Below are 24033 nucleotides of genomic sequence, written 5' to 3'. Positions count from 1 at the left end.
GTTATTTCTTTTTCGACGGTTTGCGCTGGGTCCGGGCCAAGTATTTCTTCTCCCGCGAATCCCACAAGGAATTGGCGACAAAGAAGCCGATTACCCCGAACACGACAAACCGGATGGCAATAAAGGGATAGAGGACATCTTCATTAAATACATAATCGGTAAGGGTTAACACGAGAGCCGCCCCTATTCCGAAAGATAGAATATAACGGAGGAGAAAGGGGGACCGGCCCTTCTGTCTCTTGACGGCCCAGGCCGTCTCTTGCTTTTCGTTCATGGTATGCTTCCTTCCCTGCCTATTGACGCTTTATGGTAAAATATAACGGCGTTGATCTGGAAATGGGGGTTAATCGATGAGCAAAATTTTGTTGTTTGCCGCCTTGGTATGGCTGACCGGCAGCCCGATCCGAGCCTTGATCGTGTTCTTGATCATTCTGTATTTTCTGGACCGGCGGTTCCTGGGCCTGACCCCAAGCATCGGCAAGCCGATCCGGCGAAACCGCCGGCTCGCCCGACTCCGCCAGCAGCTGAGGGCACAGCCTCATGACACCCGGGGAAAGCTGGAGGCGGCCCGGCTGCTCGTGGAGAAAAAGAAATACCGCGAAGCCGCCCGTTACCTCGAGGACATTCTCCCGGTCATGGACGATTCCGCCGAAGTCCTCACCGAGCTTGGCCTGTGCCGAATCAAGCTGGGAGAGCTGGAGGAAGGGGAACGGCTCGTTCTTAACGGCTTGGAGCTTAACCCCCGGGTCCATTACGGGGAGCCCTACCTTCGGCTGGGAGAGGTATTTGCCTCGAGCCAGCCGGATAAAGCGATCCGGTATTTGGAAAGCTTTCGGGAGCTCAATACCTCCTCGTGCGAAGCCTACTACCGGCTTGGCATGCTGTACAAGAAGCTGGGCCGGGAGCAGGAGGCGAAGGAAGCCTTCCGCGAAACCGTGGACATTTACCGATCTCTACCCAAATACAAAAGACGGACCGAGCGCCGCTGGGCCATTCTGGCCCGCTTTCGCTAGCATTCCGAGGGGAGCCGGCCAACGGGGATAGGAGGGACCCGCTCAGGCAGGCATTAGCCGCCCCGTCATCCCCGACCGCCGGCCATCGCTGCATGCGGCGTTAAGGCCCGGTCGAAACGGCTGGCCGGTTCCGCTCCGGCGAGTAAGGCTCCAGCTCCGCGGCAGCCGCCGGGTCTCCGAGCAGCAGTCCGGCCATCAGCCGGCCCGTTACCGGTGCAAGAAGCACGCCGTTGCGGAAGTGGCCGGTTGCCACGTAGACCTGGTCCAGGCCGGGCAGGGCACCCATGTAAGGGAGCCCGTCGGGCGTTCCGGGCCGTAGTCCCGTCCATGTGCGCAGGAACTCCGCTTCCGCCAAGGCCGGCTGGAGCCGGACGGCAGAGGCATGAAGGGCGGCCAGCGCTTCCACGGTAGGCCGCTTGTCGAAGCCCGCCTCAAGCTGGGTTGCCCCGATTGTCACGGTTCCATCCAGCCGGGGAACGAGGTAGCAGCCTTTGGTGAACAGGGTGCGGCTTGCCGTCCGGCCATTCGGCCGAACCGAGTAGCACTGCCCTTTTACCGGTAACAGGGGGACAAGCTCTTGGAGCTCCTCCGGCAGCAGCCCCCAAGCCCCGCCGGCCAGAATAACCGAATCGGCATATAGAAGACCTTCTCCAGTCCGCACCCCGGTCGCCCGTCCGCCCGATGTGACGAGGCCCAGCACGGGGGTATTCTCCAGCACCCGGCAGCCGAGCCGCTCCAGCCCGGCCCGCATCGCCTCGGCCAGCTTGACCGGATGGACCCGGTGGTCGCCGGAGAAGAACAGCCCGCCTCTTGGCTCTCCTCCGATTCCTGGCTCCAGGCGGCGAAGGTCGTCCGCCTCCAGCCAGGAGTAGTCTCCGATCCAGGGAAGACGGCTGCGAAGCTCCGCCTCATCCTCTTCCGTGTACGCGATCCGGACGATTCCTTCGGCTTCATACTGCGGGTTCAGCCCGCTCCTCCCGGCGATCCGTTCCGTCCAATCCCGGTACAGCTGCAAACTTCTCCTGCACAAATCAAAAAAAGGCCCGTCCGCATGGGTCTCCACATGGGCACCCAGCATGCCGGCAGCGGCCGTCGAGGCTTCTCCTCCAAAGGAACCTTTGTCGAGGAGGGTGACGGAAACCCCTCGCTCCGCAAGCTCCCAGGCAATGGAGCCTCCTATGAGGCCTCCGCCGACCACAAGGGCCGTTGATTCTTTCTTCACTGCGATAACCTCCTTGGTGTAGAGGCCCGGCGGCCGAGTTCCTCCTGGTAACGGAGAAGCTGCCCGACCGGGTCTTTCTGGCCAAAAAAACCGGACAGCACGGCGACGCCCGCGCAGCCGGCCGCGAGAACTTCCCGGACGTTGTCCGGCGTGATTCCCCCGATGGCGATAACAGGTAGAGGCGAGGCGTTCGTCACCTCCGCCAGCGCTTCCGTCCCGCGGGGGGCGAGGCCTTCTTTGGAGCCGGTTAAGTACACATGGCCGAACAGGACATAGTCGGCCCCTTCCTCCGCGGCCTTCACCGCTTCAAGGGCCGAGTGGACGGAGACGCCGATCCGGGTCCTTTCCCCCATCAGCTTGCGGGCGGCGGCAGGGCCAAGGCTGGTATAGCCCAGCTGCACGCCGGGGGAACCGACGGCAGCCGCGGCATCCAGCCGGTCGTTAATGTAGATGGGGGCCCAGGGCAGCAGGGAATGAAGCCGTTCGTACCAATGAACGATTTCCTTCGCACCTCTGTGCTTTTCCCGGATATGAAGAGCATCCAGGCTTCCCTCCGGCACCTTCGCGAGCAGGGCCTCCACTTCTTCCAGTTCCTGGCGGCCGGTGGTGATGAGATGAAGGACATGCCTTCGGTTGCGCATGGCTGCTCCTCCTTTGCCGGAATTCGTCCGAAGACCGCTTTCCTGCTAATCTTATCAAAGGCCGTACGGACCGTCAAAAGCCTTTTTGGCGCTGCTTGACGCTCCCGCCGGGCAGGGCTACACTGAACAATGGAGAGTCAGGAAGGCACGGAGCTTCCTAGTGCCTTATCCGGTAACTTTGTTGGCAAGAAAACCTCTGTATGCGCACGAGAATAAGGAAAAAAGCAGAACAACACTCACGGATAAGGCACTTACGGGGAGCAACAGGCGAAGAAGGCGGTTTTTTCGCCGGATTCCTTGCGGTTCCGAACAATGGAGGAGAGTACAGTGAAGACCATACCCAGAGCATTAACCATAGCAGGCTCCGACAGCGGGGGAGGAGCCGGCATCCAGGCGGATTTGAAAACCTTTCAGATGCTGGACGTGTTCGGCATGTCCGCCCTCACGGCCGTGACGGCGCAGAATACCCTTGGGGTTCACGGAATATACGAGATTCCGCTGGAAGGAATCGCCGCCCAGATCGACGCTGTTGTCGAGGATTTGGGAGTGGATGCCGTCAAGACCGGCATGCTGTCCCGTCCGGACATCATCGAGCTGGTCGCCGACCGCATCCGGCATCATAAGCTGACGGCTCTGGTGATTGACCCGGTCATGATCGCCAAAGGCGGAGCCGCCTTATTGAAGGACGAAGCCAAGTCGGTGCTGCGCGACGTGCTCGTGCCGCTTGCCGCCGTGGTGACGCCGAACGTTCCGGAAGCGGAAGTGCTGACGGGCATGACGATTGCGACGGTGGCCGACATGGAAGAGGCAGCCCGCCGGATCGTCGACGGGTTCGGGGCCCGGGCGGCCGTCGTCAAAGGGGGCCATCTGGAAGGAGAACCGACCGATGTCCTCTACGACGGGACAAGCCTGCGCCGCTTCACCTCGGAGAGGTATGCCACCCGGCATACCCACGGGACGGGGTGCACGTTCTCGGCCGCCATTACCGCCGAGCTGGCGAAGGGAAGAGACCTGCCGGATGCCGTCCAAACGGCAAAGGCTTTTATCACCAGTGCCATTAAGGAAGAACTGGGACTCGGGGCCGGCCACGGTCCGACGAATCACTGGGCGTACGGCAGAACGCATACCAGAGGAAAGTAGGGGGAAGAAATGGACAAAAGCAGCAGCGGCTTATCCCTGGAATATCCTATGCAGGCTATTACGCTTCTCGTCGTAGTGGCGGTCACATTTGCCTTGATGCTGGCTTGGACGAAGTACAAAAAACGCAAAAGAAAGTAGGAGTCGCCATGTATTACATTAACCGCGAACAACTCGGGGAACGCCTCCGGTTCATTCCGTTTCTTCAGGAAGCGTGCGGCCAGCTGGCGGAGCGCTGGAACGGAACCGATCCCCTGGCGATACTCGCCCAGGAGAGGGTTCTTCATCTCGCCATTGAGACGGTTACGGACGTGGGCAGCCTTCTCATCGACGCTTTTATGATGCGGGATGCGAGCAGCTACGAGGACATCATCGAGATCCTGACCGGCGAGAAGGTATTCGGGGAGGAGGAAGGACGGTTCTTTCAGCAGCTGGTCAAGCTGCGCCGTCCTCTCGTGCAGGACTACGCCCGTCTGGAAAGAGGCGGCTTGGATCCGCTGATCGCGGAATTGCCGGCCCGGCTAGGAAGCTTCGGTCGAGATGTCGAGGCTTTTATCGAAAAGGAAATGAAAATGTAGAAGAGCGGTTCGATCGGGCTACGCTTTTCCGCCTTTCTAAACAGAATCGTTTAGTAATTTACGAATCCACCCAAATGAGCTACAATGGTCGGTACAGGTGGTGGTAAAGGCATGAAACCCAATCAAGACCTCTCGACCCGGCGGGTGCTTCTCTCCCTGTTGAAGACCCGCGGTTCGATGACCATACAAGAAATGGCCCAAGAGCTGGGCATTACCGAAATGGCCGTCCGCCGGCACATCCAGGCCATGGAGCGGGATGGCTGGATCGCCGGTACGCTCGTCCGCCAGGCGGTGGGGCGGCCCGCCCACCGGTATGCGTTAACAGCCGGTGCGGATGACCTGTTTCCTAAGAATTATCACCAGCTCTCCCTGGATCTGCTTGGGGAGCTGGAAGCCGAAGAGGGCGAAGAGCTCGTTCGCCGGTTGTTCGAGGGACGCAAGCGGAAGCTGCTCGCGAAATACAGCGAACAGATGGCGGGCGTTAGCCTCGCCGAACGGGTAAGCCGTCTCGCGGCCATTCAGGATGCCAACGGCTATATGGTAGCCTGGAGGGAGGACGGAGGCCGCTACACGCTGGAGGAGTACAACTGCCCGATTTCGCAGGTCGCCCAGCGGTACAACCAGGCGTGCACGTGCGAGCTGGCCCTGTTTGAGAAGCTGCTGGGTGCCCGGGTGGAGAGGACCGAGTGCCTCACGAAGGGCGGGCGCAAATGCACCTATATCATTGAACGCGAAGAGGCTTAGCGGCAAAAGCTCGCAGCAGTCTGCCCGATCGTCTCTGCGCCGATTCTCCTACAGGTAAACCGGGAGGACAGCCGGGCGTTTCTTCTAAACCCAACAACCCGCCTTCGAGCTGCCGAAGGCGGGTTGTTGGGTTATTCCCCTTATCGGATTGGATAAGGACGGCCTGCGAATGGGCCGGTAATCTATTCCCCGTCGAACAGGGAAGTCGAGAGATATCGTTCTCCCGTATCGGGAAGGAGCACGACGATCAGCTTGCCCTTGTTCTCCGGCCGCTTGGCGGCTTGGGCGGCGGCATGAACCGCCGCACCCGAAGAAATGCCGACCAGCAGGCCTTCCCGTTTGGCGAGCTCCCGCGCCGCGGCAAAAGCATCTTCATCCCGGACGGGAACCACTTCATCAATCACGGAGGCATCGTAGATGTCCGGGATGAAACCGGCCCCGATCCCCTGGATTTGGTGAGGACCGGGACGGCCACCCGAGAGAACGCTCGAGGCGGAAGGCTCCACGGCCAGCACCCGGATGCCGGGTTTTCGTTCCTTTAGGGCGCTTCCCGCACCGGTGACCGTTCCTCCGGTTCCGACTCCGGCAACGAACAGATCGACCTCCCCATCGGTGTCGGTCCAAATTTCTTCGGCCGTCGTCGTCCGGTGAACCTCCACGTTGGCCGGGTTGCTGAACTGCATAGGCATATAGGCATGGGGCAGCTCGGCGGCCAGCTCCTCGGCTCGCCGGATAGCCCCCCGCATGCCTTCCGCGCCGGGAGTAAGCACCAGCTCGGCGCCGAGAGCCTTCATGAGCTTGCGGCGTTCCAAGCTGAATGATTCGGGCAGGGTGATAATCAGCTTGTAGCCGAGCGCCGCCGCGGCAAAGGCGAGGCCGATGCCGGTGTTCCCGCTTGTCGGCTCGATGATCACCGAGTCCGGGCGAAGCAGTCCTTTTTCCTCGGCATCCTTGATCATGGCAAAGGAGATCCGGTCCTTGACGCTGCCGGCGGGGTTATAGGACTCGAGCTTGGCGACCAGCCGGGCTTCCAGCCGATGATCGGCGGCATAGCGGGACAGCTCCAGCAGCGGGGTGCGGCCGATTAGCTCGGTTAAATTAGAGGCAATGGCAGACATAAACGTTCCTCCTAGAAACAAAGAGTGAATCCTTCTTTTCTTATCCGGTTAATCGGACATAAGACCATGCCAATACTTTACCACTAAACCATTCCGGAACACAACCGTATCCAGATTACACCACTGGAGGCTTATCCGGTAACTTTGTTAGCGGGAAGGCCCATAGGCCCGGGATATCCAACAAATGCAGGAGAACCGACCAACACTCCGGCCGCCAAACCCGCTTCAGGAGCGGGCATGGTGACGGGTGACACTGTCGGTCAGGCTGCGGGCTTTGGCGGTGACGGCTTCATAGCGGCCTTGGGCAATCTCGGCGAGAGGAAACAGCGAGCTTCCGATCCCGACGGCATAGCAGCCGGCCTTCAAGTAATCGGACAGATTCCCTTCGTTCACTCCGCCGACGGCCACCATGGGAATATGGCCGAGCGGCCCGCGCAGCTCCTTGATGAAGGACAGGCCGAAGGAAGCGCTGGGGAACAGCTTGACCGCGGTAGCCCCGGCTTTCCACGCTTTAACGATCTCGGTGGGTGTCATAGCGCCCGGGAAGACGGGCAGTTGGCGGTCCGCCGCGTAACGGATGGCCTCCTCCTCCACGTTGGGCGTCACGAGAAACGAAGCGCCGGCTTCCACGGCACGCTGGGCGTCGTCCCGGTCCAGCACGGTCCCGGCCCCGATAAACATCCGGCCGTCCATCGCCTCACGCAGCTCTCGGATAGAATCCAGCGCCCCCACCGTATTAAGCGTGACCTCCATGACCGTAATGCCTCCTTGAAGAAGGGCTTCGGCGACCGGCTGGATGTGCTTGGGCTCCACCCCTCTCACGATGGCGACAATCCGGGTATCCTCAATTTGACGCAGGCCCTGCTCTCGATTCATGATACAGCCTCCTTGGCAAGCTTTTTTCCGTATGGACACTGGGTTTATTATACCCTTGGGAGGTCTTGGGCGTCCATGCCCGTCTCCACCGGATTCGGCCGTCCGGCATGGTTTTAGGAGGGGCCGCAAGCCAGTTTTCTTTGTTTTCCCGTCGAACTATGCTACATTTTAGGTGAAACGACCGGAAGGTCATACCCTAGAAGCAAGGTGGAGTTTAGCAGATGGTAAAATGGACAAAAGCAGGCTCAGCCCTCATGCTGATCCTGATCATGATTCTCGCCGGCTGCGGCGGCAAGAAAGCGGCGGACAACGGAGGACAAGCTTCCCCCTCTCCCCAGGCGACGGCAGGAAAAGCGGAGAAGGGCGAGTTTCTGATCGGCGTCATTCCCGCCCAAGGGGATACCCGCATGAAAACGGGAGCGGAGAAGCTGGCCGCGGCGCTCAGTGAGAAGATGGGACGCAAAGTAAAAGCGGAAGTATACCCGGACTATAACGGTGTCGTGGAGGCGCTCGGTGCCGGCAAGCTGCACATGGCTTATCTCGGCCCACTGACTTATGTAGAGGCCCACGAACGGTACGACGTGAAGGCGGTGGTGACCCAGCTGATCAACGGCCAGCCCTATTATTACTCGTACCTGATCACGCCGAAGGATTCGCCTTACAATACCTTCGACGATGTGAAGGCGAATTCGGACAAGATCCGGTTTGCTTTCGGGGATATCCAGTCGACCTCGGGAAGCCTGATCCCGGGAATCGCATTGAAGAAAGCGGGACTGTTCGAGAGCCAGCAGAAAAACAAATTCAAGAGCGTCACATACACGGGCAATCATGACGCGACCGCCCTAGCTGTTCAGAACAAGGGAGTGGACGTCGGCGCCATCGACAGCGCCTACTTTGACAAGCTGGTTCTCGACAAGAAGATCGACGGCAGCAAAATCAAAACGATCTGGAAATCCGAGCCGCTGTTCCAATATCCATGGGCGGTCGAGAAATCGACCTCGGATGCCGATATCAAGATCATCCAGGATACCATGCTGGCCATCAAGGACCCGGAGATTCTCGGGGCCTTCGGGGGAGCGAGCGGCTTTACCTTGGCGAAGAACGAAGATTATGCCGCGATTCGCCAGGCAGCCATTGAAGACGGCCGGGTGAAGCCTAAGAAATAAGAAGAAAGTGGATTGGGAAAGGGGGCGATGACTTGAAAAAATGGGCGGGGGCGGCGATAGTCATCGCCCTTCTCCTCTGGTCGGGCGCGGGGGTCCGCTTTGACTTCTCCCTGTTTAAGGATATCGGGAATTCCTTCCGGTTCATCCGGGACAATTGGTTTCCTTTGGATACGGAGGATGCGGGCTATGCGGTGGGCCAGATGGTCCTTACCTTGCAAATCGCTCTGTTCAGCACGCTGATCGCCGTGGGGATCGCCCTGCCGGCGAGCTTCTTTGCCGCCCGGAATACGACTCCCTTCGGGGGGATCTACCACGGCATCCGGGCGGTGTTTAATTTTCTCCGGTCCGTCCCGGAGATCGTGATGGCGCTTGTGTTTATTCCGACGCTTGGCCTCGGTCCGATGCCGGCGGTGCTAGCACTCATCATTCACAACATCGGGGTCTTCGGCAAAATGATCTCCGAGCTGATCGAATCGGTTGACCGCGGGCCCCAGGAGGCCGTTCAGTCCGCAGGAGGAACCCGGATCCTCGTGGCCCTCTACGGAATCATGCCCCAGATCATCCCGCTCGTCATCTCGCAGTATTTCTACCGGCTGGAAGTCGCCATCCGGACCTGCCTCATCCTTGGGGTGGTCGGAGCGGGCGGACTGGGGCAGCTCCTGTATAACGATTTCAAAATGTTCGCCTACCAACGGGTCGCCTTCGAGGTGGTTCTGATCATGCTCCTTGTCACCTCGGTGGATTACCTGGGGGCTTACGTCCGGAAGCGGGTGAACTAGATGCTTGAGATACAAGGCTTAACGAAGCAGTACCCGGGAGAGAGTGAGCCGGCGCTTGCCGGGATCGATCTGACGGTTCGGCCGGGGGAACTCGTGGCGGTGCTTGGACGCAGCGGAGCAGGCAAATCGACGCTGATCCGCTGCATCAACCGGCTGGTGGAACCGGACGCGGGAAAGGTCCGTTGGAACGGAAGGGAACTGACGGGCGTACCGCCCGGTCTTCTCCGGGAGAGAAGGCGGGAGATCGGCATGATCTTTCAGCATTTTCACCTCCTGCCCCGGCTTACGGTGAAGATGAATGTGTTGTCGGGGCGGTTCGCCGCCATGCCGTTATGGCGTCCGCTGTTCGGAGCTTTCGCCCCGGAGCACCGCAAGGCCGCCGGGGAAGCCCTTCAGCGCGTGGGTCTCGCCCATCTGGCCTCCCGCCGGGTGGAGGAGCTGAGCGGGGGGCAGCGGCAGCGTGTGGCGATAGCCCGCGTGCTTATGCAGCAGCCGGAACTACTCCTCGGGGACGAGCCGGTGTCGAGCCTAGACCCGGTTACGGCCGACCGCATTCTGGGCTTTATCGCGGAGCTTCACCGGGAGCAGGGGCTTACGGTCGTGCTTAACCTGCACGACGTTGCGCTTGCGAGGCGCTATGCTCCCCGCATCATCGGGCTTTCCGGGGGACGGATCGTTTATGACGGCCCGCCCGGGGAGCTGAACGACGAGGCGCTCGCCCGCATTTATCCGCCGGATCAAGATTAATTCAGGAAAGGAAGATTTCCATGTCCGAGCTATCGTCCATCAAGCTGACATCCTATTCGACCAAAGGAGGCTGCGGCTGCAAAATCGGCCCGGCCGACCTCTCTCAAGTGCTGAAAAACCTGCCTACTCCGGTGCCGGATCCGAACCTGCTCGTCGGGCTCGACACGAGCGACGATGCCGGCGTCTACAAGCTGTCGGACGAGCTTGCGCTCGTTCAGACGGTCGATTTCTTCACGCCGATCGTGGACGATCCGTACTCGTTCGGCCAGGTAGCGGCCGCTAACGCCATCAGCGACATTTACGCCATGGGCGGCAAGCCGCTGACGGCGCTCAATATCGTGGCTTTTCCCATCAACAAGCTGGATAAGGCCGTGCTGGCGGAGATTCTGCGCGGAGCGGGGGATAAAATGCGCGAAGCGGGCGTCACGCTCGTCGGAGGGCACTCGATCGACGACAACGAGCCGAAGTTCGGGCTCGCCGTGACCGGGCTCGTTCATCCGGACAAGGTGCGCACGAACGCCGGCGCGAAGCCGGGCGACAAGCTTATCCTGACGAAGCCGATCGGGGTGGGCGTTCTGACCACCTCGATCAAGAAGGATAAGCTCGACGAGGCGGAAGTGCAGCGCGTGACGCAGGTCATGGCCACGCTGAACAAGGCCGCCGCCGAGGCGATGGCGCCCTACGACGTCCATGCCTGTACGGACGTCACCGGGTTCGGCCTTCTCGGCCATGCCTCCGAGCTGGCCAAGGGCAGCGGCGTCGGCGTGCGCCTCGAACGTTCGCAGGTGCCGGTGCTGCCGCGCGTTCGCGAGCTGGCGGACGAAGGCTTCGTGCCGGGCGGCACCAAGAACAACCATGCGCACCTGCAGGGCGCGGTCACCTATGCGGAATCCATGGATCCGGTGGACCAATGGATTCTGTGCGATGCGGTGACCTCGGGCGGCCTGCTCATCTCCGTTGCCGCAGACCGGGCGGAGGCGCTCTTGGCCGACCTGCACCAAGCCGGCGTGGAAGCCGCCTCCATCATCGGAGAGACGGTCGCCGATCATCCCGGACACATTGTGGTCGTCTAGAGCCAATATACAATAAGGGAAGCGAATGCCTTGTTTCAGGATATTACGATAGAAGAACTGCTCGAGAAGCAGCGCAAGGGCGAGCTGACGGTTGTCGACGTCCGCTCCCCTTCGGAGTACGAAGAAGGCACGATTCCGGGCAGCCTTAACCGTCCGTTGTTTGACGATGAGGAACGACGCGAAATCGGAACGTTGTACAAGCAGGTCAGCGTGGACGCCGCCAAGGAGCGGGGGCTGGAGATCGTCGCCCGCAAGCTGCCCGAGTTCGTCAAAGAGCTGGACGCCATGGATAACCGCAAAGCGGTCTTCTGCTGGCGGGGAGGCATGCGCAGCCGGACGGCGGCGACACTCCTCTCCCTGTACGGAGCCCGCGTTTACCGGCTGCAGGGAGGGATCCGCGCCTACCGGCAGTGGGTTGTCAAGACACTGGAGGAATTTAAGCTTGACCAGACCTGCATCGTGCTGAACGGTCATACGGGGACGGGCAAAACGGTCATTCTCTCCAAGCTTGCGGAGCAGGGCTACCCGGTCCTTGATCTGGAGGAGCTGGCGGGCCACCGAGGGTCGATCTTCGGCCAGATCGGACGCAAGCCTAGCAACCAGAAATCATTCGAGGCGAAGCTGGTGCACGAGCTTCTTAAGCTGCAGGGCTCCTCCTTCGTGCTGATGGAAGCGGAAAGCCGCCGCGTCGGCAAGGTGACCCTGCCTGATTTTCTGATGGAAGCGAAGGAAAACGGCAAGCAGCTTCTCATCGAGCTGCCGGTCGAAGAACGAATCCGGCACATTCTGGAAGACTACCGTCCGGAAGAGCACAAGCAAGAGTGCCTGGCCGCTTTCCGGCTCATTGAGAAGCGCATCCATACCCCCATTGCGAAAGTGATCGAACAGCATCTGCAGGAAAGCCGCTTTGCGGAAGCGGTCCAATTGCTGCTCGTTCATTATTACGATCCCCGGTACGAGCATGCCATTCACCGGTACAATGCCGAAACGGAAACCGTTCAGGCGGATACGATTGAGGAAGCGGTGGAAGCGGTCCGGAAGGCCCTGCCACGCTGGGTATAAGCTCATTCGTCATCATCGCGTCACCGCGGGCGAAGCGGCCTTAAAGGGAAAGAGCCCTGCTTAAAGCTACATGGCTTTGAGCAGGGCTCTTTTTTTTTGCCAAATGTTGTGTCAAAAGTCCAGCGCCTAACTATAATGAAACTAAGAAATGGGCATTTGCCCGGGGCAGCCAACCAGGCCAACAAGGAGAGGTGAGGAAAGTGGTCCTGCAGATCAGCGCGGCCGTCGCCGCGGCGGCTTTTGTGGTTTTGGTCCTTTTTGCGGTACGCGTCTTACAGGCGGTGAAGGCAACGCTGGAGAGGACAGGAGAAACAGTGGAGACCGTAAGCAAGGAGACGCTGGTCCTGGCGCGGGAAGCGTCGGCGACCCTTCAGGAGATCAGACGGACGACCGAGCGGTTGGAAGGACGGTTGAAGCAGGTGGACCCGCTTCTGGCGTCCATTCGGCAGACGGGCGAGACGGTTCAAACGGCGGCCCATGCCGCTCATCAGGTAACGGGGGCGATCGCGGAGGTGGCGGTTCATGCGGCGGATCAAGTGACCCGGCATCAGAACCGCATAGCCGAAACCGCAAGCTGGCTGACGGCGGGGATCAAGCTGTGGAAAGCCTGGAAACCCGACGGCAAACCGGAAACCCCCTCTAAAGAGAACAAGGAGTGATACCCATGGCAAAATTGGAAAACAGCAAAACCTTCGCAGTCGGCGCCCTGGTGGGCGGCGTGCTGGGAGCGGTCACCGCGCTTCTCTTCGCCCCCAAATCCGGCAAGGAATTAAGAGCGGATCTGGCGGATCAATACCAGAATGTGAGCGATAAAACCCAGGAGCTGGCCCGTTCGGTCGGCACCTCCACCTCCGAGTGGGTGGACCGGGCGAAGGAGAAGGGCTCAGCCGTCATCGGCGAGGTCAAAAGCTGGTCCTTCCGCCGGAACGAGTCCGAAGACAGCCGGCAAGAGCTGGCCCAGGTGTCGGAGATTTCGCTTGAAGAGGAAGCGGAGATCGTCCGTCAGGGATAAGAGCGGATGCTTAGCGGCCTTGCTCCAGAGGAAATACGGATAGGTCATGGCCCAAGCTTAAAAGGGAGCCCTCGTTGGAGGAGCTCCCTTTTGATCCGTCAAGCGGAGAACGATTTATTTTCTTTCAGCAGCTGTTCCGCATCCCGGATGCTGAGGGGACGGCTGAACAGATAGCCTTGGATGTCATCACAGCCGAGCTCCTTCAGCACCTTGAGCTGGCCCTCCGTTTCGACGCCCTCGGCAAGCGAACGGATGTTCAGCTCCCGGCAGAGCCGGATCAGGGCGGCGGCGATCGCGGAATGACCGGAACCTTTGTCGAGGTCGTCGATGAACGACTTGTCAATTTTCAGTGTGTTGACCTTAAACCGTTTCAGCCAGGACAAGGACGTATAGCCGGTGCCGAAATCGTCAATCGAGATGCTGACGCCCAGGCCCTTAAGTCTCTCGATCGTATCGAGGGCAAGGGAGATCTTGTCGCTCGCCACGGTTTCTCTTATTTCCAGGCACAGGTAGTGGGGGGCGAGGCCTGTTTCGGCAAGCACTTCCTTTATGTATCCGACGAAGCCGGGGTGTTCGAGCTGGTAGACCGATATGTTGACCGAGATCAGAATCGGCGGAAGTCCGGCGTTCTGCCAGGCCCGGTTTTGCCGGCAAGCCTGTTTAACGACCCAATTGCCGATCGGGATGATCAAGCCGGAGGCTTCCGCAGCCGGAATGAACAGGCTTGGGGGAATGGCGCCCTTCGTGGGATGGTTCCAGCGGAGCAGGGCCTCCATTCCGAATACCGTTCCATCCTTAAGCCGGATAAGCGGCTGGTATTGCAGCTGCAGGGTTTCGTCCTTAAACGCCTTCTGCAGCTCTATTTCGAGGTGCATCTTTTCCAGCGTGCGGTCAGAGAGGGAAGGATGAAACACATTCACGATTCCTCCGCCTTTGGCCTTCGCCCCGTCGAGAGCAATGAAGGCGTGCCGGAGCAGCGTCTCGGCATCCGTTCCGTCGTTCGGTGAGAAGCTGATGCCGATGCTCACCGAGATGGGAATTTCTCTTTGCTGAATCACGAAGGGGGAAGAGGCGAGCAGCTGCTGGAGCTTTTTGCCGAGACCCGTAGCTTCTTCCATGCGGCTCACCTCGGGAAGAAGAACGGCGAAGTCTCCTCCACACAGACGAGCGGCCTCCCCTTTGCCGTTCAAGCACCCTTTAAGGCTTTCGGCCAAATACACGAGGAGGTCGTCGCCCGCCTTCAAGCCGAGGGCATGATTGATTTCCGCGAACCGGTCCACGGTCAGAACGAGAATGGCCAGCATCCGGTTTTCGTGCTGGGCTTCGATCAGCCGGTCGATGCGGTCGAGAAAGGACGAGCGGTTGGGCAATCCCGTAACCGGATCGAACGATGCCAGGTAAACGGCCTGGGTCTTAATGTCCTTGAACCGGTCCCTCAGCATGGACACGCGGTTAACCCGGCCTCCCTCTGCGCCGGTGGCGGTTTCGTTGGATTGCTGAAGGGCCCCGAGAAGCCGGCCGAGACGTTTCTTGTGGAGCACGGCCACGGCGGCTGTCTTTGCTTCCGGATCGTCCTGGGGACCGAAGAAAACGGTTCCTTTGTAATCGTCATAAGAGATGACCCGGTTGATGTTAACGATATTGTTCTCATCCAGCTGGACGAAGCCCTCGTCGAGCAGCCATTCCTCAATGCAGTCCCACGGGAGGTCAAGCCCGTAAACCGCTTCCGGCGTATGAACTTCGTGGCGGGGACCGCCGGTATTAACGATTTTGAGAACGTCGGAAGCGGAAATGAGAACATTCTCCCAGCCGTTGATTCCATTTTGAAGGACGGGTATTTTTAACATGGTATCCTTTCCGCCGCGACAGGACATCCGGGAAATAGTTCCCACCGGATGCGCGGGATTAGTCAGTTTTTGTCGAATGGAGTCTCTTTACTTCTATAGACAGCATGACTTGATATTTTGTTACACCAAACCTATAAAAAAATTTACTTAATGTTACTTGATCTACGTTATAAGCAGTCAAACCGGAGCTTTCCCTGGTTTTCCTGCCGATAATCACTTGGGGACGCGCCATACCATTTCTTGAACTGCTTAGAGAAATAGAGGGCGTCGGAGAAGCCCACGGAGGAGGCGACCTGTTCGATCGTCAGCGGCTTCTCAAGCAGGAGCCGGGCCCGTTCCATCCGGATCTTGAGCAGAAAATTCATCGGAGAGAGGCCGGTCTGCTGTTTAAAAATTTTGGACAAGTAGGTCCGATGGTACCCGAGCGTCTGGGCCATATGATCGATAGAGACCGGCTGGGAGTACTGCAGCGTCAGCCAGCGGATCGCCTGGTCCACCTGCCGGCGGCCTTCGCTTTCGGGCTCATCCGGCTCGTCCGGACGGATTCCGGCATCCTTCGCCCATTCGGCGAGCAGAAGCCGCAAATAGCCTTCCGCCTGGAGATCGTTCTCCGGCTTGCCTTCCTGGAGGGTCCGCTGAATCCGGCGGAAGAGAAGGGGGATCCGGCGTCCGGAGCCTTTGACCACCGGCCGGTGGGCGGTGATGCTCCGCAGGCTGAGCAGCCGGTCGGCATCCGTTCCTTCCATGGCGATCCAGCGGTACGTCCACGGATCTTCCCCGTCCGATTCATAGGCCGCAAGTTCCCCCGGAAAGATGAAGAAGGAATCGCCGGCTCCAAGCTCATACTCCTTGCCCATGCAGCGAAAGCGCCCCTTGCCTGAAAGGACATAGTGGACGAGATGATAGTCGAGCACCTGGGGTCCCACGGAATGCCGAGGCTCCGTTTCGGCGCTTCCGGCAAACAGAACGGTAAGCTCTCCTTTGCTTGGGTGGGCGTTAATGGATACTTGATGACGGATGTCGGCCATGACGGCTCCTCCTTGCTGAGGTAAGCTACCTATAATGATGAAGGATAAACGGAAGCGGTGCAACGGATTTCTTGCAAATCCGGGACGTCTGCCTCAAAATAATAGAAAACAACGGTCGCCGGAACCGATTTTTGTAATATCGTCGGCAGGCTTGGAAGGATGAATAGAGAAGATGAACAAAAAATTTGTGCTGGAGAACGGGTTATACCTCTCCTTCGCGGCTGCGCTCGTGGCAGCCGCGGGAAGCTTGTACCTCTCGGAGATTATGCAGTTCGAGCCGTGCAAGCTGTGCTGGTTCCAGCGGATCTTCATGTATCCGCTGACCATTCTGCTTGGAATCGCTGCAGTGCGCAAGGATTACGGTATCTGGCGCTATGGGCTGCCGTTGTCCATCATCGGCGGGTGCATCTCCATCTACCACTATGCCATTCAGAAGGTTCCTTATTTTCACGACAATGCGACCGCCTGCGGCCGGGTGCCGTGCGAATATGATTATCTCGACTGGTGGGGAGTGGTAACGATTCCGCTGCTCGCCCTGATCGCCTTTATCATCATTACGGTTCTGCTCTTTATGGTCCGCCGGGCCTCCCGGTAAGTCGGGGATACCCGCCCGAAACAAACTACATTCCTCCATATGGAAATGGCTTTCTTCCATTCGATTTTACCCGATTCGGGTGTAAAGTGGGATAAGCAAGTCAAACTTTCCCCTGGAGGTCATGGATCGATGTCCAAAATTACTTTCCTCGGAGCAGGCAGTACCGTCTTCGCCAAGAACGTGCTCGGCGACAGCATGCAGGTGCCGGCTCTGCAGGGCTTTGAAATCGCCCTGTTTGACATTAACCCGGAACGGCTGAAGGATTCGGAGCAGATGCTGAACAACCTGAAGGCCACGAGCGGAAGCTCCTGCATCATCAAGGCTTATTCCGACCGCAAGGAAGCCCTTCGTGGAGCCAAATATGTGGTCAATGCCATTCAGGTGGGCGGCTATGACCCTTGCACCATCACGGATTTTGAGATTCCGAAGAAATACGGACTGCGCCAGACCATCGCCGATACGATCGGGATCGGAGGCATTTTCCGCAACCTGCGCACCATCCCGGTCATGCTAGACTTTGCGAAGGACATTCGGGAGGTATGCCCCGATGCGCTATTCATGAATTATACGAATCCGATGGCCGTACTCACCAATGTGATGAACACTTACGGAGGAGTCAAGACGGTGGGCTTGTGCCACAGCGTGCAGGCGTGCGTCCCTCATTTGTTCCGGGCTCTCGAAATGGACGATACAGGTGTCCAATGGAAGATTGCCGGCATCAACCATATGGCCTGGCTATTGGAAGTCACCAAGGACGGCAAGGACCTGTATCCTGAAATCAAGAAGAGGGCGGCCGAGAAGCAGAATGAAAAGCACCATGACATGGTCCGCTACGAAATGATGCTCAGGTTCGGGTACTACATCACGGAATCCTCCGAGCACAATGCGGAATACCATCCTTATTTCATCAAGCGGAACTACCCCGAGCTGATCGACCGCTTTAATATTCCGCTGGACGAGTACCCGCGCCGCTGCATCCGGCAGATCGAGAAATGGGCCAAAATGCGGGAGGAGCTCGTCAACGACAAATCGCTCGAGCACTGCCGCAGCCATGAATACGCTTCCCATATCATGGAAGCCATCGAGACCGACAAGCCTTACAAGATCGGCGGCAACGTCATGAACACCGGCCTGATCACGAACCTGCCGAAGGAAGCCTGTGTCGAGGTTCCCTGCCTCGTTGACGCCAGCGGCGTGACGCCGACGTATGTCGGAGACCTGCCTCCTCAATGTGCGGCTCTTAACCGGACCAACATCAATACCCAGCTGCTCACCATCGAAGCGGCGCTCACCGGCAAGAAGGACCACATTTACCATGCGGCCCTGCTCGATCCCCACACGTCTGCGGAGCTGTCCATGGACGACATCGTAGCCATGTGCGACGAACTGATCGAAGCGCACGGCGACTGGCTGCCGAAATTCAGCTGACCAGATCAAAAAGGAGCCCACAAGGGCTCCTTTTTGCATCTTCCTCTAGCTTTTACGAAGCTCGCTCTTCGCTTCTACAAATCCTATTTTTCGGCTTTTTTGTCTTCAGGCGAGTTCAGGTATACCCGTTTGTTCTCCTTGCCGGACTGGTACACCGCCGCGATCAATTCCTGCGTTTTCATCGCCTCCCGGCCGTCGATGTACGGAGCTTTGCCGGCCTGAAGCGAATAGTAGTAATCGCGGATCTGCTTGGAATGGCTGACGCCCCAGTAGATTTTGACCCCTTCGCCGTAATCGATCACTTCATTCGGGTTCTTGTCCCGGGTGATTTCCGTCCCGTCGTTGTAGGTGATGGTGGCGCGGTCAGCTACCATCTTGGCGATGCCCTTCACGCCGTGAATTTCGATTTCGACCGGGGCGTCATAGCTGTAATAATTGATGGCGAAGAACCCGGCGAACACCCCGTTCGTGAATTTGATGACCCCCTCCGCGCTGTCCTCCACTTCAATCTTCTCGTGGGCCCGGTTCGCGATCTGGGCATCCACGTATTCGATGTCCTCGCCGACGAACCAGCGCATAAGGTCCATGGTATGAATCGCCTGGTCGATGAGAACGCCGCCGCCTTCCTTGCTCCACGTTCCCTTCCAATCGCTCTTCTTGTAATAATCGTCGGTCCGCTTCCAGGTAACGGAGCATTTGGCCCCAAGAATCTGCCCCAGGCTGCCGTCCTGAATCGCGTTCTTGATCAGCTGGGACCCGGGATTGTAGCGGTTCTGGAAAATCACGCCCAATGTGACTCCGTTACGTTCGCACGCCTCGACCATCTCCTTCGCCTGCTCAATCGAGATGCTCATGGGCTTCTCCGTAAGGACATGCTTGCCCTTGTTGGCGGCGGCAATGGCAATGTCCGCATGATTATAGTGAGGGGTACAGATATGTACGACGTCGATATCCGCCTTCTCGAGCATTTCCTCATAATCGGTATAGTAATGGCAATTATACTTAGCTGCGCTGTTCTTCGCCCGGTCTTCCTTGACGTCGCATACGGCCTCGACTTCGGCGATATCCGACAGCTGAATGGATGCGGCATGCATGGGAAAAATGTTGCCGCAGCCGATAATCCCCGCTTTGTATTTCTTCATGACCTTCCGCCTCCTACGCAAATGGATTCCTATATTATTAACCCTATTTTGGTGAAGTAAAAAATAAATTTTCCACCCTATTGAGCGAGGGTGCCAAAAGTTTCCGAGCGGATAGGAAGAAGGGACAGGGATTGCGGGAATCATGTCGAATTGTAACAGGGAACAAACGTTTTACGAACCTAAGCAAGGAGTGACTTTTTTGAACAAACGATGGAACGCTGCCGTATCCGCCGCCGTGCTTTCGGCGATGCTCGCTGCCTGCACCGGTGCCCAAGAAGGAGCGGAACCTCCGGCCAGCCCCAAACAGGAGGCAGCCGCGAGTCCGGCCCCCAGCGCGCCCCCGTCTCCGAAGACGACGCCTTCTCCAAGTCCCGCAGCACCCAGCCCGACGCCGACCGCGGTGCCTTCTCCAACGGCCCCTTCACCCAGTCCGAGCGTCAAGCCTCCGGAGACGGCCAAGCCGTCCGTGAAGCCTACTACCGCGCCTACCGCTAAACCGACTTCCGCTCCCACGGCGAAGCCGTCAGGAGATTCAAGCCGCAAATCCGTTTCCTGGTATTATATGAAGAAGAAAAAAGGAGAGGTCCCCGGCTTCCCGGCGGAGGTCAAACAGTATACGGCTAACCAGAAGGTCGCCTACGTGGGAACCGGGAAGAAGGTTTACCTGACTTTTGATACCGGCGGACCGCTCGGTGACGTCGATAAGATGCTGAAGGTTCTGAAGGATAACGGGGTGAAGGCCAATTACTTTCTGGCCGGCTACAACGTGAAGGCCCATCCCGATTTTCTGAAGCGGCTGGTCAATGACGGCCATCTGGTGGCGAACCATACGATGTCCCACAAGGACATGACGACGTTATCCGATGCCCAAGTCCGAAAGGAAATCGAAGATTACGCCAAGATGTATCAGGACATTACCGGCAAGCCGATCCAGCCGTTCTTCCGCTTCCCGTACGGGACGTACAGCATGCACCTGCTGGACTTGGTTTCGGATATGGGGTATACTTCTGTTTTCTGGTCCACGGCGATGCGGGACTGGGAACCGCGGGCCAACGGTCCCGATGATTCGTATAACGACATCATGAACAACCTTCACGACGGAAACATCATCCTGATGCATCAGGGCTCCGAGGACAATATCGAGGCTCTGGACCGGATCATTAAAGGGATCAAGAAGGAAGGCTATCAATTTGGGCTCCTGACCGATTTTCAAAAATAATTTCCGTGCTTTCGGGTGTCCGCCGGCCGATCGTCCGTACGTTTCACCGCCCGTGGTCATAATCTATCATTAGTTTACCGCACTTATTTTACTGCAAAGGAAGCGTATGGTCTTGCATAATGCCATTGCCGTTCTAGACTCGGGCGTTGGCGGATTGACGGTTGTGAAGGAGGTTCTCCGGCAGCTGCCGCAGGAGAAAGTGATTTATTTCGGCGACACCGCGAGAACTCCCTACGGCCCCCGTTCCCCAGAGGAAGTCGTTCTCTTTACCCGGCAAATCGTAGACTACCTGACTCAATTCGAGCCTAAAATGATCGTGATTGCCTGCAACACCGCAACGGCCGTTGCTTTGGAGGATATCCGCTCCCGCGTGGAGATCCCCGTCGTCGGGGTTATCGCTCCCGGGGCGAGAGCCGCGATCAAGCATACCCGGCGGGGGACGGTCGGTGTGATCGGCACGGAAGGCACCGTGAAGAGCCGGGCTTATGAATACGCCCTCAAAGAGATTTCGCCTCAGCTGGAAATTGTCAGCCTGGCCTGTCCGACCTTCGTGCCCCTTGTGGAGTCCGGCCAGTTCCTGTCGGACCATGCGAAGGAAACGGTAAGGATTACACTGGAGCCGATCCGGCGGTTTCCCTTGGACTGCCTCATCCTCGGCTGCACGCATTATCCGTTCCTGACGGGCGCCATTCGCGAGGGAATGGGACCGGACGTGACGCTGATCAGCTCGGCCGAAGAGACGGCCCGCGAAATCAGTGCCATCCTCTACCACCGCGGCCAGCTAGCGAAGGCGGACCGGACGCCGGTGCATCAGTTTTTTTGCAGTGGAGATCCGGTTATGTTCAAGCAGATTGCCTGTGCCTGGCTCGAGAAATACATGGACGCCTCGCCGGTGGTCTGGCAGGTTCCGACCATCGTGTAAGAAAAGCCGTCCTTCAGGCGGGTTTGCAAAAAGAAGATTATAAAAAACCGGCAAGCGCCATCCAAAGCGCCTGCCGGTTTTCTTTTTGTTCCGATCGGACCGGGAAGGTCCCTATGGGGCTGTTTTCCTTCTCCGACGGAGGGTGATAAACAGGCTTCGCCAGAGCATCAGGAAGAGATAGACGAAGAACAGGGCCAGCACCCCGTAAATCGTGAAGATCGGCTTTCCGTACATAAACCGGCGGAGCACAAGGCCGAACGGGAGGGCCACCACCCAGGAAAGGGCGGCAGCCGCGGCTCCGGCGCCGAAGCCGGAATAAGCTTTTGGGCGAAACGCGCCCATCACGAAGCCCGCGGCTATCCAGGCTAGCAGGAAGGGCAGCGCCGTGAAGAACGTCTGGTACAGGGTAAAGCCGTAATGGTGCTCCCGGCTGCCTGCCGCCGTGAAGAGCAGGATCATGACCAGATCCCCGGCCAGCAGCCAAACGGCCGGTTTCCAAGCTATTGAGGCGGGTTGGGACGTCATTCGATCTCCTCCGTATGCTGATCGTTCCACTATACCATATCGGCTGAATAAGCCTCAAAATATTGGGTAAAAGAACATAAGAGACCGGATAAAGCCATCCGGAAGAAGGGGTGGAAGCTATGGCAGCGAAGGTGCTTTCCGACTTGGATTCTTTAACCATGTCTTTGAATGTTGAACCGCTTCTGACCGACCGGGATCCCATTACCGAGCTGCTCGAAACACGCAAAGCACTCGAGGTAGCGGCGGCGGCTTATGCGGCGGAAAACCGGACGGAGGAGGACTTGGCCGATCTAGAGGTCGTGGTGGCGGATATTCAGCCTCATCTCGGCAACGAGGAGGCGGGGGAAGAAGCGGACCTCCGTTTCCATCGGACGCTTGCCCGCTCCGCCCATAACTCCGTGCTGGCCCGGCTTCTGGAAGAGGTGTCAGGCGCTCTTGAAACCGCTGTCCGGGAAGCGAGACGAAAGCAGTTCTACTCGAACCGCTCCGTATCGGAACAGCTGTGGAGAGAGCATGCGGAGATCGTCGAGGCGATCCGGGCCCGCGACATGGGACTCGCCCAGGACAAAATGAAACAGCACCTCTTTCACGTGGAAAGGGTGCTGCTTCCGGTCCTGCGTTAAGCTACCACAGAGGAGGTTGCTGGTCGTACTCACCGGCCGGCAGCCGGATCCAGCGTCTCAAGTAGCCCTGCTCATGCAGGGCTTTGATCGTGATGATGAGGATGGGCGAAATGATCAGGCCCGCCACCCCGAAAAGGGACAAGGAAATGATCATAAACGAAAGCATCGTAAAAGCGGATACGCCGAGCGTATCGCCGGTAATCTTCGGCTCGAGAATCTGCCGGACGAGAATGACCGCCGCTAGCAGTACGCTGAGCCAGATGGCCAGGCTCGTATGGCCGACGATGAACAGGTAGATGATCCACGGAATGAAGACGGTGGATACGCCGAGCAGCGGCAGGAGGTCGAAGACGGCGGCCAGAAGAGACACCGAGAACGCGTTTTTGACCTGAAGCACAAGCAGCGCAACGAAAATGACGAGGAAGGTGACACTCACCATTTTGAGCTGGGCCTTCAAATACCCCCCGATGCCGGCCAGGACGTTTTCTTTCAGAAAAAAGAAGGCCTTCTTGAAGGTACTCGGGGTATTTTCGTCGGCCATTTTCTTCCACAGGTTGATTTCGATGCTCAGGAAATAGGCCAGAATGATGCCGATCACGAAGTTGACCAGGAAGGAGGAGAAGGAGGTCAAGCCCGCTACGAGCGACTTCAGAAAGGTGGTGGCCACCCGGGAGCCATACTCAATAACGGTCGATGTATACTGCTTGCTTTTCTCCACCAGATCGGGAGGAAGGGCCTCGAGCCGGTTCTGCACATAATCCGTGTTCAAGGCAATCTGCTCCTGAAGGATAAGCTTATAAGCCGGAATCTTCTCGGCGAGGTTATAAATCTGGCTGGCGAAAATCGCCCCTACTCCGACCAGAATCCCGAGAATGACGAGGACGAAAAGCAGGGTGGAGATCGCCGAAGCGATCGACTTCTTCAGCCCCCGGCGGTTCAGGAATTTGGCCAGAGGCTCAATCGCCAGAAAGATGAGGAAGGCGAGGAAGATGGGCGTCGCAATCCGGTACAGGTAGCTGAACAGGAGCATGAACAGGTAGATCGTCACGACGATCAGCGCGATATCGAACACCGTTTTGTAATACTTCTTGTAGAAGGAAAGCATGACAGGGGGTCACCTCGACAATGTAAAATGGGGTGGGGATGCCTTAGGCACTACGTCCATTTGGCTGCCCAAAGCTTCATTTCTTTCAAAATCTGGTGCAGGTCTTGTCCCTTCGGTGTGAGGGTATACTCGACGGTTACCGGTACGGTGGCATAGGCTTTGCGCTCCAATACCCCCTGTTCCTCCAGGTGGCGGAGCGTATCGGTAAGTGCTTTGGGGCTTACCCCGTTGATCTGCCTTTGCAGCTCGCCGAAGCGCTTCGTCCCGCAGAAGAGTTCGCGCAGGACGAGGAAGGACCATTTTCCCCCAATGACGCTTAGGGTCTGTTCGATCGAGCAGGCGACGGTGACGGGCTGTTTGGGTATGTAACTGCTCGGTTTCCCTGGATGGGAGGCGGTTTGTTCCTGGTTTGGCATGGAAATCTCCTTTCG

At 58.2% G+C, this 24033-nt stretch carries 29 protein-coding genes; 17 read left to right on the top strand and 12 right to left on the bottom strand.

Annotated features, from left to right (window positions below; genetic code table 11):
- Position 1 precedes the first annotated feature (1 nt).
- Positions 2–274, bottom strand: coding sequence for a hypothetical protein (locus MJA45_RS19685; RefSeq protein WP_315603605.1), 273 nt, complete (start codon positions 272–274; stop codon positions 2–4).
- 76 nt (positions 275–350) lie between these two features.
- Here MJA45_RS19685 and MJA45_RS19680 point away from each other — a divergent pair, with 76 nt between their 5' ends.
- A complete protein-coding gene (locus MJA45_RS19680) occupies positions 351–1013 on the top strand; it encodes a tetratricopeptide repeat protein (protein WP_315603604.1) in 663 nt (220 codons plus the stop codon).
- A gap of 100 nt (positions 1014–1113) precedes the next feature.
- On the opposite strand, the gene thiO is transcribed toward MJA45_RS19680, so the two are convergent.
- Both thiO and MJA45_RS19670 read right to left on the bottom strand, forming a co-directional pair.
- Positions 1114–2235 (bottom strand): glycine oxidase ThiO, encoded by a 1122-nt coding sequence (gene thiO, locus MJA45_RS19675; RefSeq protein ID WP_315603603.1) that lies wholly within the window; start codon positions 2233–2235, stop codon positions 1114–1116.
- Entirely contained in the window at positions 2232–2876 is a 645-nt protein-coding gene (locus MJA45_RS19670; protein ID WP_315603602.1) for a thiamine phosphate synthase, read from the bottom strand. Before MJA45_RS19670 ends, thiO begins: the two co-directional genes overlap by 4 nt.
- Positions 2877–3188: 312 nt before the next feature.
- Between MJA45_RS19670 and thiD the strand changes: the two genes are divergently transcribed.
- From thiD to MJA45_RS19650, 4 genes are all read left to right on the top strand, one after another.
- On the top strand, positions 3189–4016 hold the full coding sequence (gene thiD, locus MJA45_RS19665) for a bifunctional hydroxymethylpyrimidine kinase/phosphomethylpyrimidine kinase (RefSeq protein ID WP_315603601.1): 828 nt from the start codon (positions 3189–3191) through the stop codon (positions 4014–4016).
- Positions 4017–4025: 9 nt separating this feature from the next.
- The gene (locus MJA45_RS19660) at positions 4026–4154 is read left to right on the top strand and encodes a hypothetical protein (RefSeq protein WP_315603600.1); all 129 of its coding nucleotides are present in this window, start codon (positions 4026–4028) and stop codon (positions 4152–4154) included.
- Positions 4155–4162: 8 nt separating this feature from the next.
- Positions 4163–4591: a DUF86 domain-containing protein gene (locus tag MJA45_RS19655; protein ID WP_315603599.1), complete on the top strand. Its 429-nt coding sequence runs from the start codon at positions 4163–4165 to the stop codon at positions 4589–4591.
- A gap of 111 nt (positions 4592–4702) precedes the next feature.
- Positions 4703–5335: a helix-turn-helix transcriptional regulator gene (locus MJA45_RS19650; protein ID WP_315603598.1), complete on the top strand. Its 633-nt coding sequence runs from the start codon at positions 4703–4705 to the stop codon at positions 5333–5335.
- A gap of 182 nt (positions 5336–5517) precedes the next feature.
- Here the strand turns inward: MJA45_RS19650 and cysK are convergent, their stop codons facing one another.
- A complete protein-coding gene (cysK, locus tag MJA45_RS19645; protein WP_315603597.1) occupies positions 5518–6453 on the bottom strand; it encodes a cysteine synthase A in 936 nt (311 codons plus the stop codon).
- Positions 6454–6678: 225 nt separating this feature from the next.
- Positions 6679–7329 (bottom strand): bifunctional 4-hydroxy-2-oxoglutarate aldolase/2-dehydro-3-deoxy-phosphogluconate aldolase, encoded by a 651-nt coding sequence (locus MJA45_RS19640; RefSeq protein WP_315603596.1) that lies wholly within the window; start codon positions 7327–7329, stop codon positions 6679–6681.
- Positions 7330–7550: 221 nt separating this feature from the next.
- On the opposite strand from MJA45_RS19640, the gene phnD reads away from it, so the two are divergent.
- The 7 genes from phnD to MJA45_RS19605 all read left to right on the top strand — a co-directional run bounded on the left by phnD (position 7551) and on the right by MJA45_RS19605 (position 13168).
- Complete coding sequence (gene phnD, locus MJA45_RS19635) at positions 7551–8495, top strand: phosphate/phosphite/phosphonate ABC transporter substrate-binding protein (protein ID WP_315603595.1); 945 nt, start codon at positions 7551–7553, stop codon at positions 8493–8495.
- Between the two features lie 32 nt (positions 8496–8527).
- Complete coding sequence (gene phnE, locus MJA45_RS19630; protein ID WP_315603594.1) at positions 8528–9274, top strand: phosphonate ABC transporter, permease protein PhnE; 747 nt, start codon at positions 8528–8530, stop codon at positions 9272–9274.
- On the top strand, positions 9275–10021 hold the full coding sequence (gene phnC / locus MJA45_RS19625; protein ID WP_315603593.1) for a phosphonate ABC transporter ATP-binding protein: 747 nt from the start codon (positions 9275–9277) through the stop codon (positions 10019–10021).
- 20 nt (positions 10022–10041) lie between these two features.
- Positions 10042–11094, top strand: a complete 1053-nt coding sequence (gene selD / locus MJA45_RS19620; RefSeq protein WP_315603592.1) for a selenide, water dikinase SelD — start codon at positions 10042–10044, stop codon at positions 11092–11094.
- 30 nt (positions 11095–11124) lie between these two features.
- Positions 11125–12156 carry a tRNA 2-selenouridine(34) synthase MnmH gene (mnmH, locus tag MJA45_RS19615; protein WP_315603591.1) on the top strand — a complete coding sequence of 344 codons (1032 nt, stop codon included), beginning with the start codon at positions 11125–11127 and terminating at the stop codon, positions 12154–12156.
- 191 nt (positions 12157–12347) lie between these two features.
- Positions 12348–12815 carry a DUF948 domain-containing protein gene (locus MJA45_RS19610; RefSeq protein WP_315603590.1) on the top strand — a complete coding sequence of 156 codons (468 nt, stop codon included), beginning with the start codon at positions 12348–12350 and terminating at the stop codon, positions 12813–12815.
- Between the two features lie 5 nt (positions 12816–12820).
- Entirely contained in the window at positions 12821–13168 is a 348-nt protein-coding gene (locus tag MJA45_RS19605) for a YtxH domain-containing protein (RefSeq protein ID WP_315603589.1), read from the top strand.
- 98 nt (positions 13169–13266) lie between these two features.
- Here the strand turns inward: MJA45_RS19605 and MJA45_RS19600 are convergent, their stop codons facing one another.
- Positions 13267–15015, bottom strand: coding sequence for a putative bifunctional diguanylate cyclase/phosphodiesterase (locus tag MJA45_RS19600; RefSeq protein WP_315603588.1), 1749 nt, complete (start codon positions 15013–15015; stop codon positions 13267–13269).
- 167 nt (positions 15016–15182) lie between these two features.
- Positions 15183–16043, bottom strand: coding sequence for an AraC family transcriptional regulator (locus tag MJA45_RS19595; protein ID WP_315603587.1), 861 nt, complete (start codon positions 16041–16043; stop codon positions 15183–15185).
- Positions 16044–16215: 172 nt separating this feature from the next.
- Between MJA45_RS19595 and MJA45_RS19590 the strand changes: the two genes are divergently transcribed.
- Positions 16216–16638 carry a disulfide oxidoreductase gene (locus tag MJA45_RS19590; protein ID WP_315603586.1) on the top strand — a complete coding sequence of 141 codons (423 nt, stop codon included), beginning with the start codon at positions 16216–16218 and terminating at the stop codon, positions 16636–16638.
- A 129-nt stretch (positions 16639–16767) separates the two neighbouring features.
- Positions 16768–18066: an alpha-glucosidase/alpha-galactosidase gene (gene melA, locus MJA45_RS19585; protein ID WP_315603585.1), complete on the top strand. Its 1299-nt coding sequence runs from the start codon at positions 16768–16770 to the stop codon at positions 18064–18066.
- Positions 18067–18149: 83 nt separating this feature from the next.
- Here melA and MJA45_RS19580 read toward each other — a convergent pair whose 3' ends face one another.
- On the bottom strand, positions 18150–19208 hold the full coding sequence (locus tag MJA45_RS19580) for a Gfo/Idh/MocA family protein (protein ID WP_315603584.1): 1059 nt from the start codon (positions 19206–19208) through the stop codon (positions 18150–18152).
- Between the two features lie 171 nt (positions 19209–19379).
- Positions 19380–19721 (bottom strand): hypothetical protein, encoded by a 342-nt coding sequence (locus MJA45_RS19575; protein ID WP_315603583.1) that lies wholly within the window; start codon positions 19719–19721, stop codon positions 19380–19382.
- Positions 19722–19770: 49 nt separating this feature from the next.
- On the opposite strand from MJA45_RS19575, the gene MJA45_RS19570 reads away from it, so the two are divergent.
- Positions 19771–20427, top strand: a complete 657-nt coding sequence (locus tag MJA45_RS19570; RefSeq protein WP_315603582.1) for a polysaccharide deacetylase family protein — start codon at positions 19771–19773, stop codon at positions 20425–20427.
- A gap of 112 nt (positions 20428–20539) precedes the next feature.
- A complete protein-coding gene (racE, locus tag MJA45_RS19565) occupies positions 20540–21349 on the top strand; it encodes a glutamate racemase (RefSeq protein WP_315603581.1) in 810 nt (269 codons plus the stop codon).
- 111 nt (positions 21350–21460) lie between these two features.
- Here racE and MJA45_RS19560 read toward each other — a convergent pair whose 3' ends face one another.
- A complete protein-coding gene (locus tag MJA45_RS19560) occupies positions 21461–21874 on the bottom strand; it encodes a DUF3054 domain-containing protein (protein ID WP_315603580.1) in 414 nt (137 codons plus the stop codon).
- A gap of 158 nt (positions 21875–22032) precedes the next feature.
- Here MJA45_RS19560 and MJA45_RS19555 point away from each other — a divergent pair, with 158 nt between their 5' ends.
- Complete coding sequence (locus MJA45_RS19555; RefSeq protein ID WP_315603579.1) at positions 22033–22497, top strand: FadR/GntR family transcriptional regulator; 465 nt, start codon at positions 22033–22035, stop codon at positions 22495–22497.
- Position 22498: 1 nt separating this feature from the next.
- On the opposite strand, the gene ytvI is transcribed toward MJA45_RS19555, so the two are convergent.
- Together ytvI and MJA45_RS19545 are read right to left on the bottom strand one after the other, a co-directional pair.
- Positions 22499–23602, bottom strand: coding sequence for a sporulation integral membrane protein YtvI (gene ytvI / locus MJA45_RS19550; protein ID WP_315603578.1), 1104 nt, complete (start codon positions 23600–23602; stop codon positions 22499–22501).
- A gap of 50 nt (positions 23603–23652) precedes the next feature.
- Positions 23653–24018, bottom strand: a complete 366-nt coding sequence (locus MJA45_RS19545; protein WP_315603577.1) for a winged helix-turn-helix transcriptional regulator — start codon at positions 24016–24018, stop codon at positions 23653–23655.
- Positions 24019–24033 lie beyond the last annotated feature (15 nt).

It is taken from the genome of Paenibacillus aurantius, from assembly GCF_032268605.1.
In the GTDB taxonomy this organism is placed as follows: domain Bacteria; phylum Bacillota; class Bacilli; order Paenibacillales; family NBRC-103111; genus Paenibacillus_AO; species Paenibacillus_AO aurantius.
Note: the sequence above shows the minus strand (reverse complement) of the source record. Positions and strands in the feature narration are given on the sequence as shown.

Excerpts from the sequence above, each read along its gene's own strand:
- MJA45_RS19685 (WP_315603605.1), bottom strand. The coding sequence starts at position 274 with ATGAACGAAAAGCAAGAGACGGCCTGGGCCGTCAAGAGACAGAAGGGC.
- MJA45_RS19680 (WP_315603604.1), top strand. The coding sequence starts at position 351 with ATGAGCAAAATTTTGTTGTTTGCCGCCTTGGTATGGCTGACCGGCAGC.
- MJA45_RS19670 (WP_315603602.1), bottom strand. The coding sequence starts at position 2,876 with ATGCGCAACCGAAGGCATGTCCTTCATCTCATCACCACCGGCCGCCAG.
- thiD (WP_315603601.1), top strand. The coding sequence starts at position 3,189 with ATGGAGGAGAGTACAGTGAAGACCATACCCAGAGCATTAACCATAGCA.
- MJA45_RS19660 (WP_315603600.1), top strand. The coding sequence starts at position 4,026 with ATGGACAAAAGCAGCAGCGGCTTATCCCTGGAATATCCTATGCAGGCT.
- MJA45_RS19655 (WP_315603599.1), top strand. The coding sequence starts at position 4,163 with ATGTATTACATTAACCGCGAACAACTCGGGGAACGCCTCCGGTTCATT.
- MJA45_RS19650 (WP_315603598.1), top strand. The coding sequence starts at position 4,703 with ATGAAACCCAATCAAGACCTCTCGACCCGGCGGGTGCTTCTCTCCCTG.
- cysK (WP_315603597.1), bottom strand. The coding sequence starts at position 6,453 with ATGTCTGCCATTGCCTCTAATTTAACCGAGCTAATCGGCCGCACCCCG.
- MJA45_RS19640 (WP_315603596.1), bottom strand. The coding sequence starts at position 7,329 with ATGAATCGAGAGCAGGGCCTGCGTCAAATTGAGGATACCCGGATTGTC.
- phnD (WP_315603595.1), top strand. The coding sequence starts at position 7,551 with ATGGTAAAATGGACAAAAGCAGGCTCAGCCCTCATGCTGATCCTGATC.
- phnC (WP_315603593.1), top strand. The coding sequence starts at position 9,275 with ATGCTTGAGATACAAGGCTTAACGAAGCAGTACCCGGGAGAGAGTGAG.
- selD (WP_315603592.1), top strand. The coding sequence starts at position 10,042 with ATGTCCGAGCTATCGTCCATCAAGCTGACATCCTATTCGACCAAAGGA.
- MJA45_RS19605 (WP_315603589.1), top strand. The coding sequence starts at position 12,821 with ATGGCAAAATTGGAAAACAGCAAAACCTTCGCAGTCGGCGCCCTGGTG.
- MJA45_RS19600 (WP_315603588.1), bottom strand. The coding sequence starts at position 15,015 with ATGTTAAAAATACCCGTCCTTCAAAATGGAATCAACGGCTGGGAGAAT.
- MJA45_RS19595 (WP_315603587.1), bottom strand. The coding sequence starts at position 16,043 with ATGGCCGACATCCGTCATCAAGTATCCATTAACGCCCACCCAAGCAAA.
- MJA45_RS19590 (WP_315603586.1), top strand. The coding sequence starts at position 16,216 with ATGAACAAAAAATTTGTGCTGGAGAACGGGTTATACCTCTCCTTCGCG.
- melA (WP_315603585.1), top strand. The coding sequence starts at position 16,768 with ATGTCCAAAATTACTTTCCTCGGAGCAGGCAGTACCGTCTTCGCCAAG.
- MJA45_RS19580 (WP_315603584.1), bottom strand. The coding sequence starts at position 19,208 with ATGAAGAAATACAAAGCGGGGATTATCGGCTGCGGCAACATTTTTCCC.
- MJA45_RS19570 (WP_315603582.1), top strand. The coding sequence starts at position 19,771 with ATGAAGAAGAAAAAAGGAGAGGTCCCCGGCTTCCCGGCGGAGGTCAAA.
- MJA45_RS19560 (WP_315603580.1), bottom strand. The coding sequence starts at position 21,874 with ATGACGTCCCAACCCGCCTCAATAGCTTGGAAACCGGCCGTTTGGCTG.
- MJA45_RS19555 (WP_315603579.1), top strand. The coding sequence starts at position 22,033 with ATGTCTTTGAATGTTGAACCGCTTCTGACCGACCGGGATCCCATTACC.
- ytvI (WP_315603578.1), bottom strand. The coding sequence starts at position 23,602 with ATGCTTTCCTTCTACAAGAAGTATTACAAAACGGTGTTCGATATCGCG.
- MJA45_RS19545 (WP_315603577.1), bottom strand. The coding sequence starts at position 24,018 with ATGCCAAACCAGGAACAAACCGCCTCCCATCCAGGGAAACCGAGCAGT.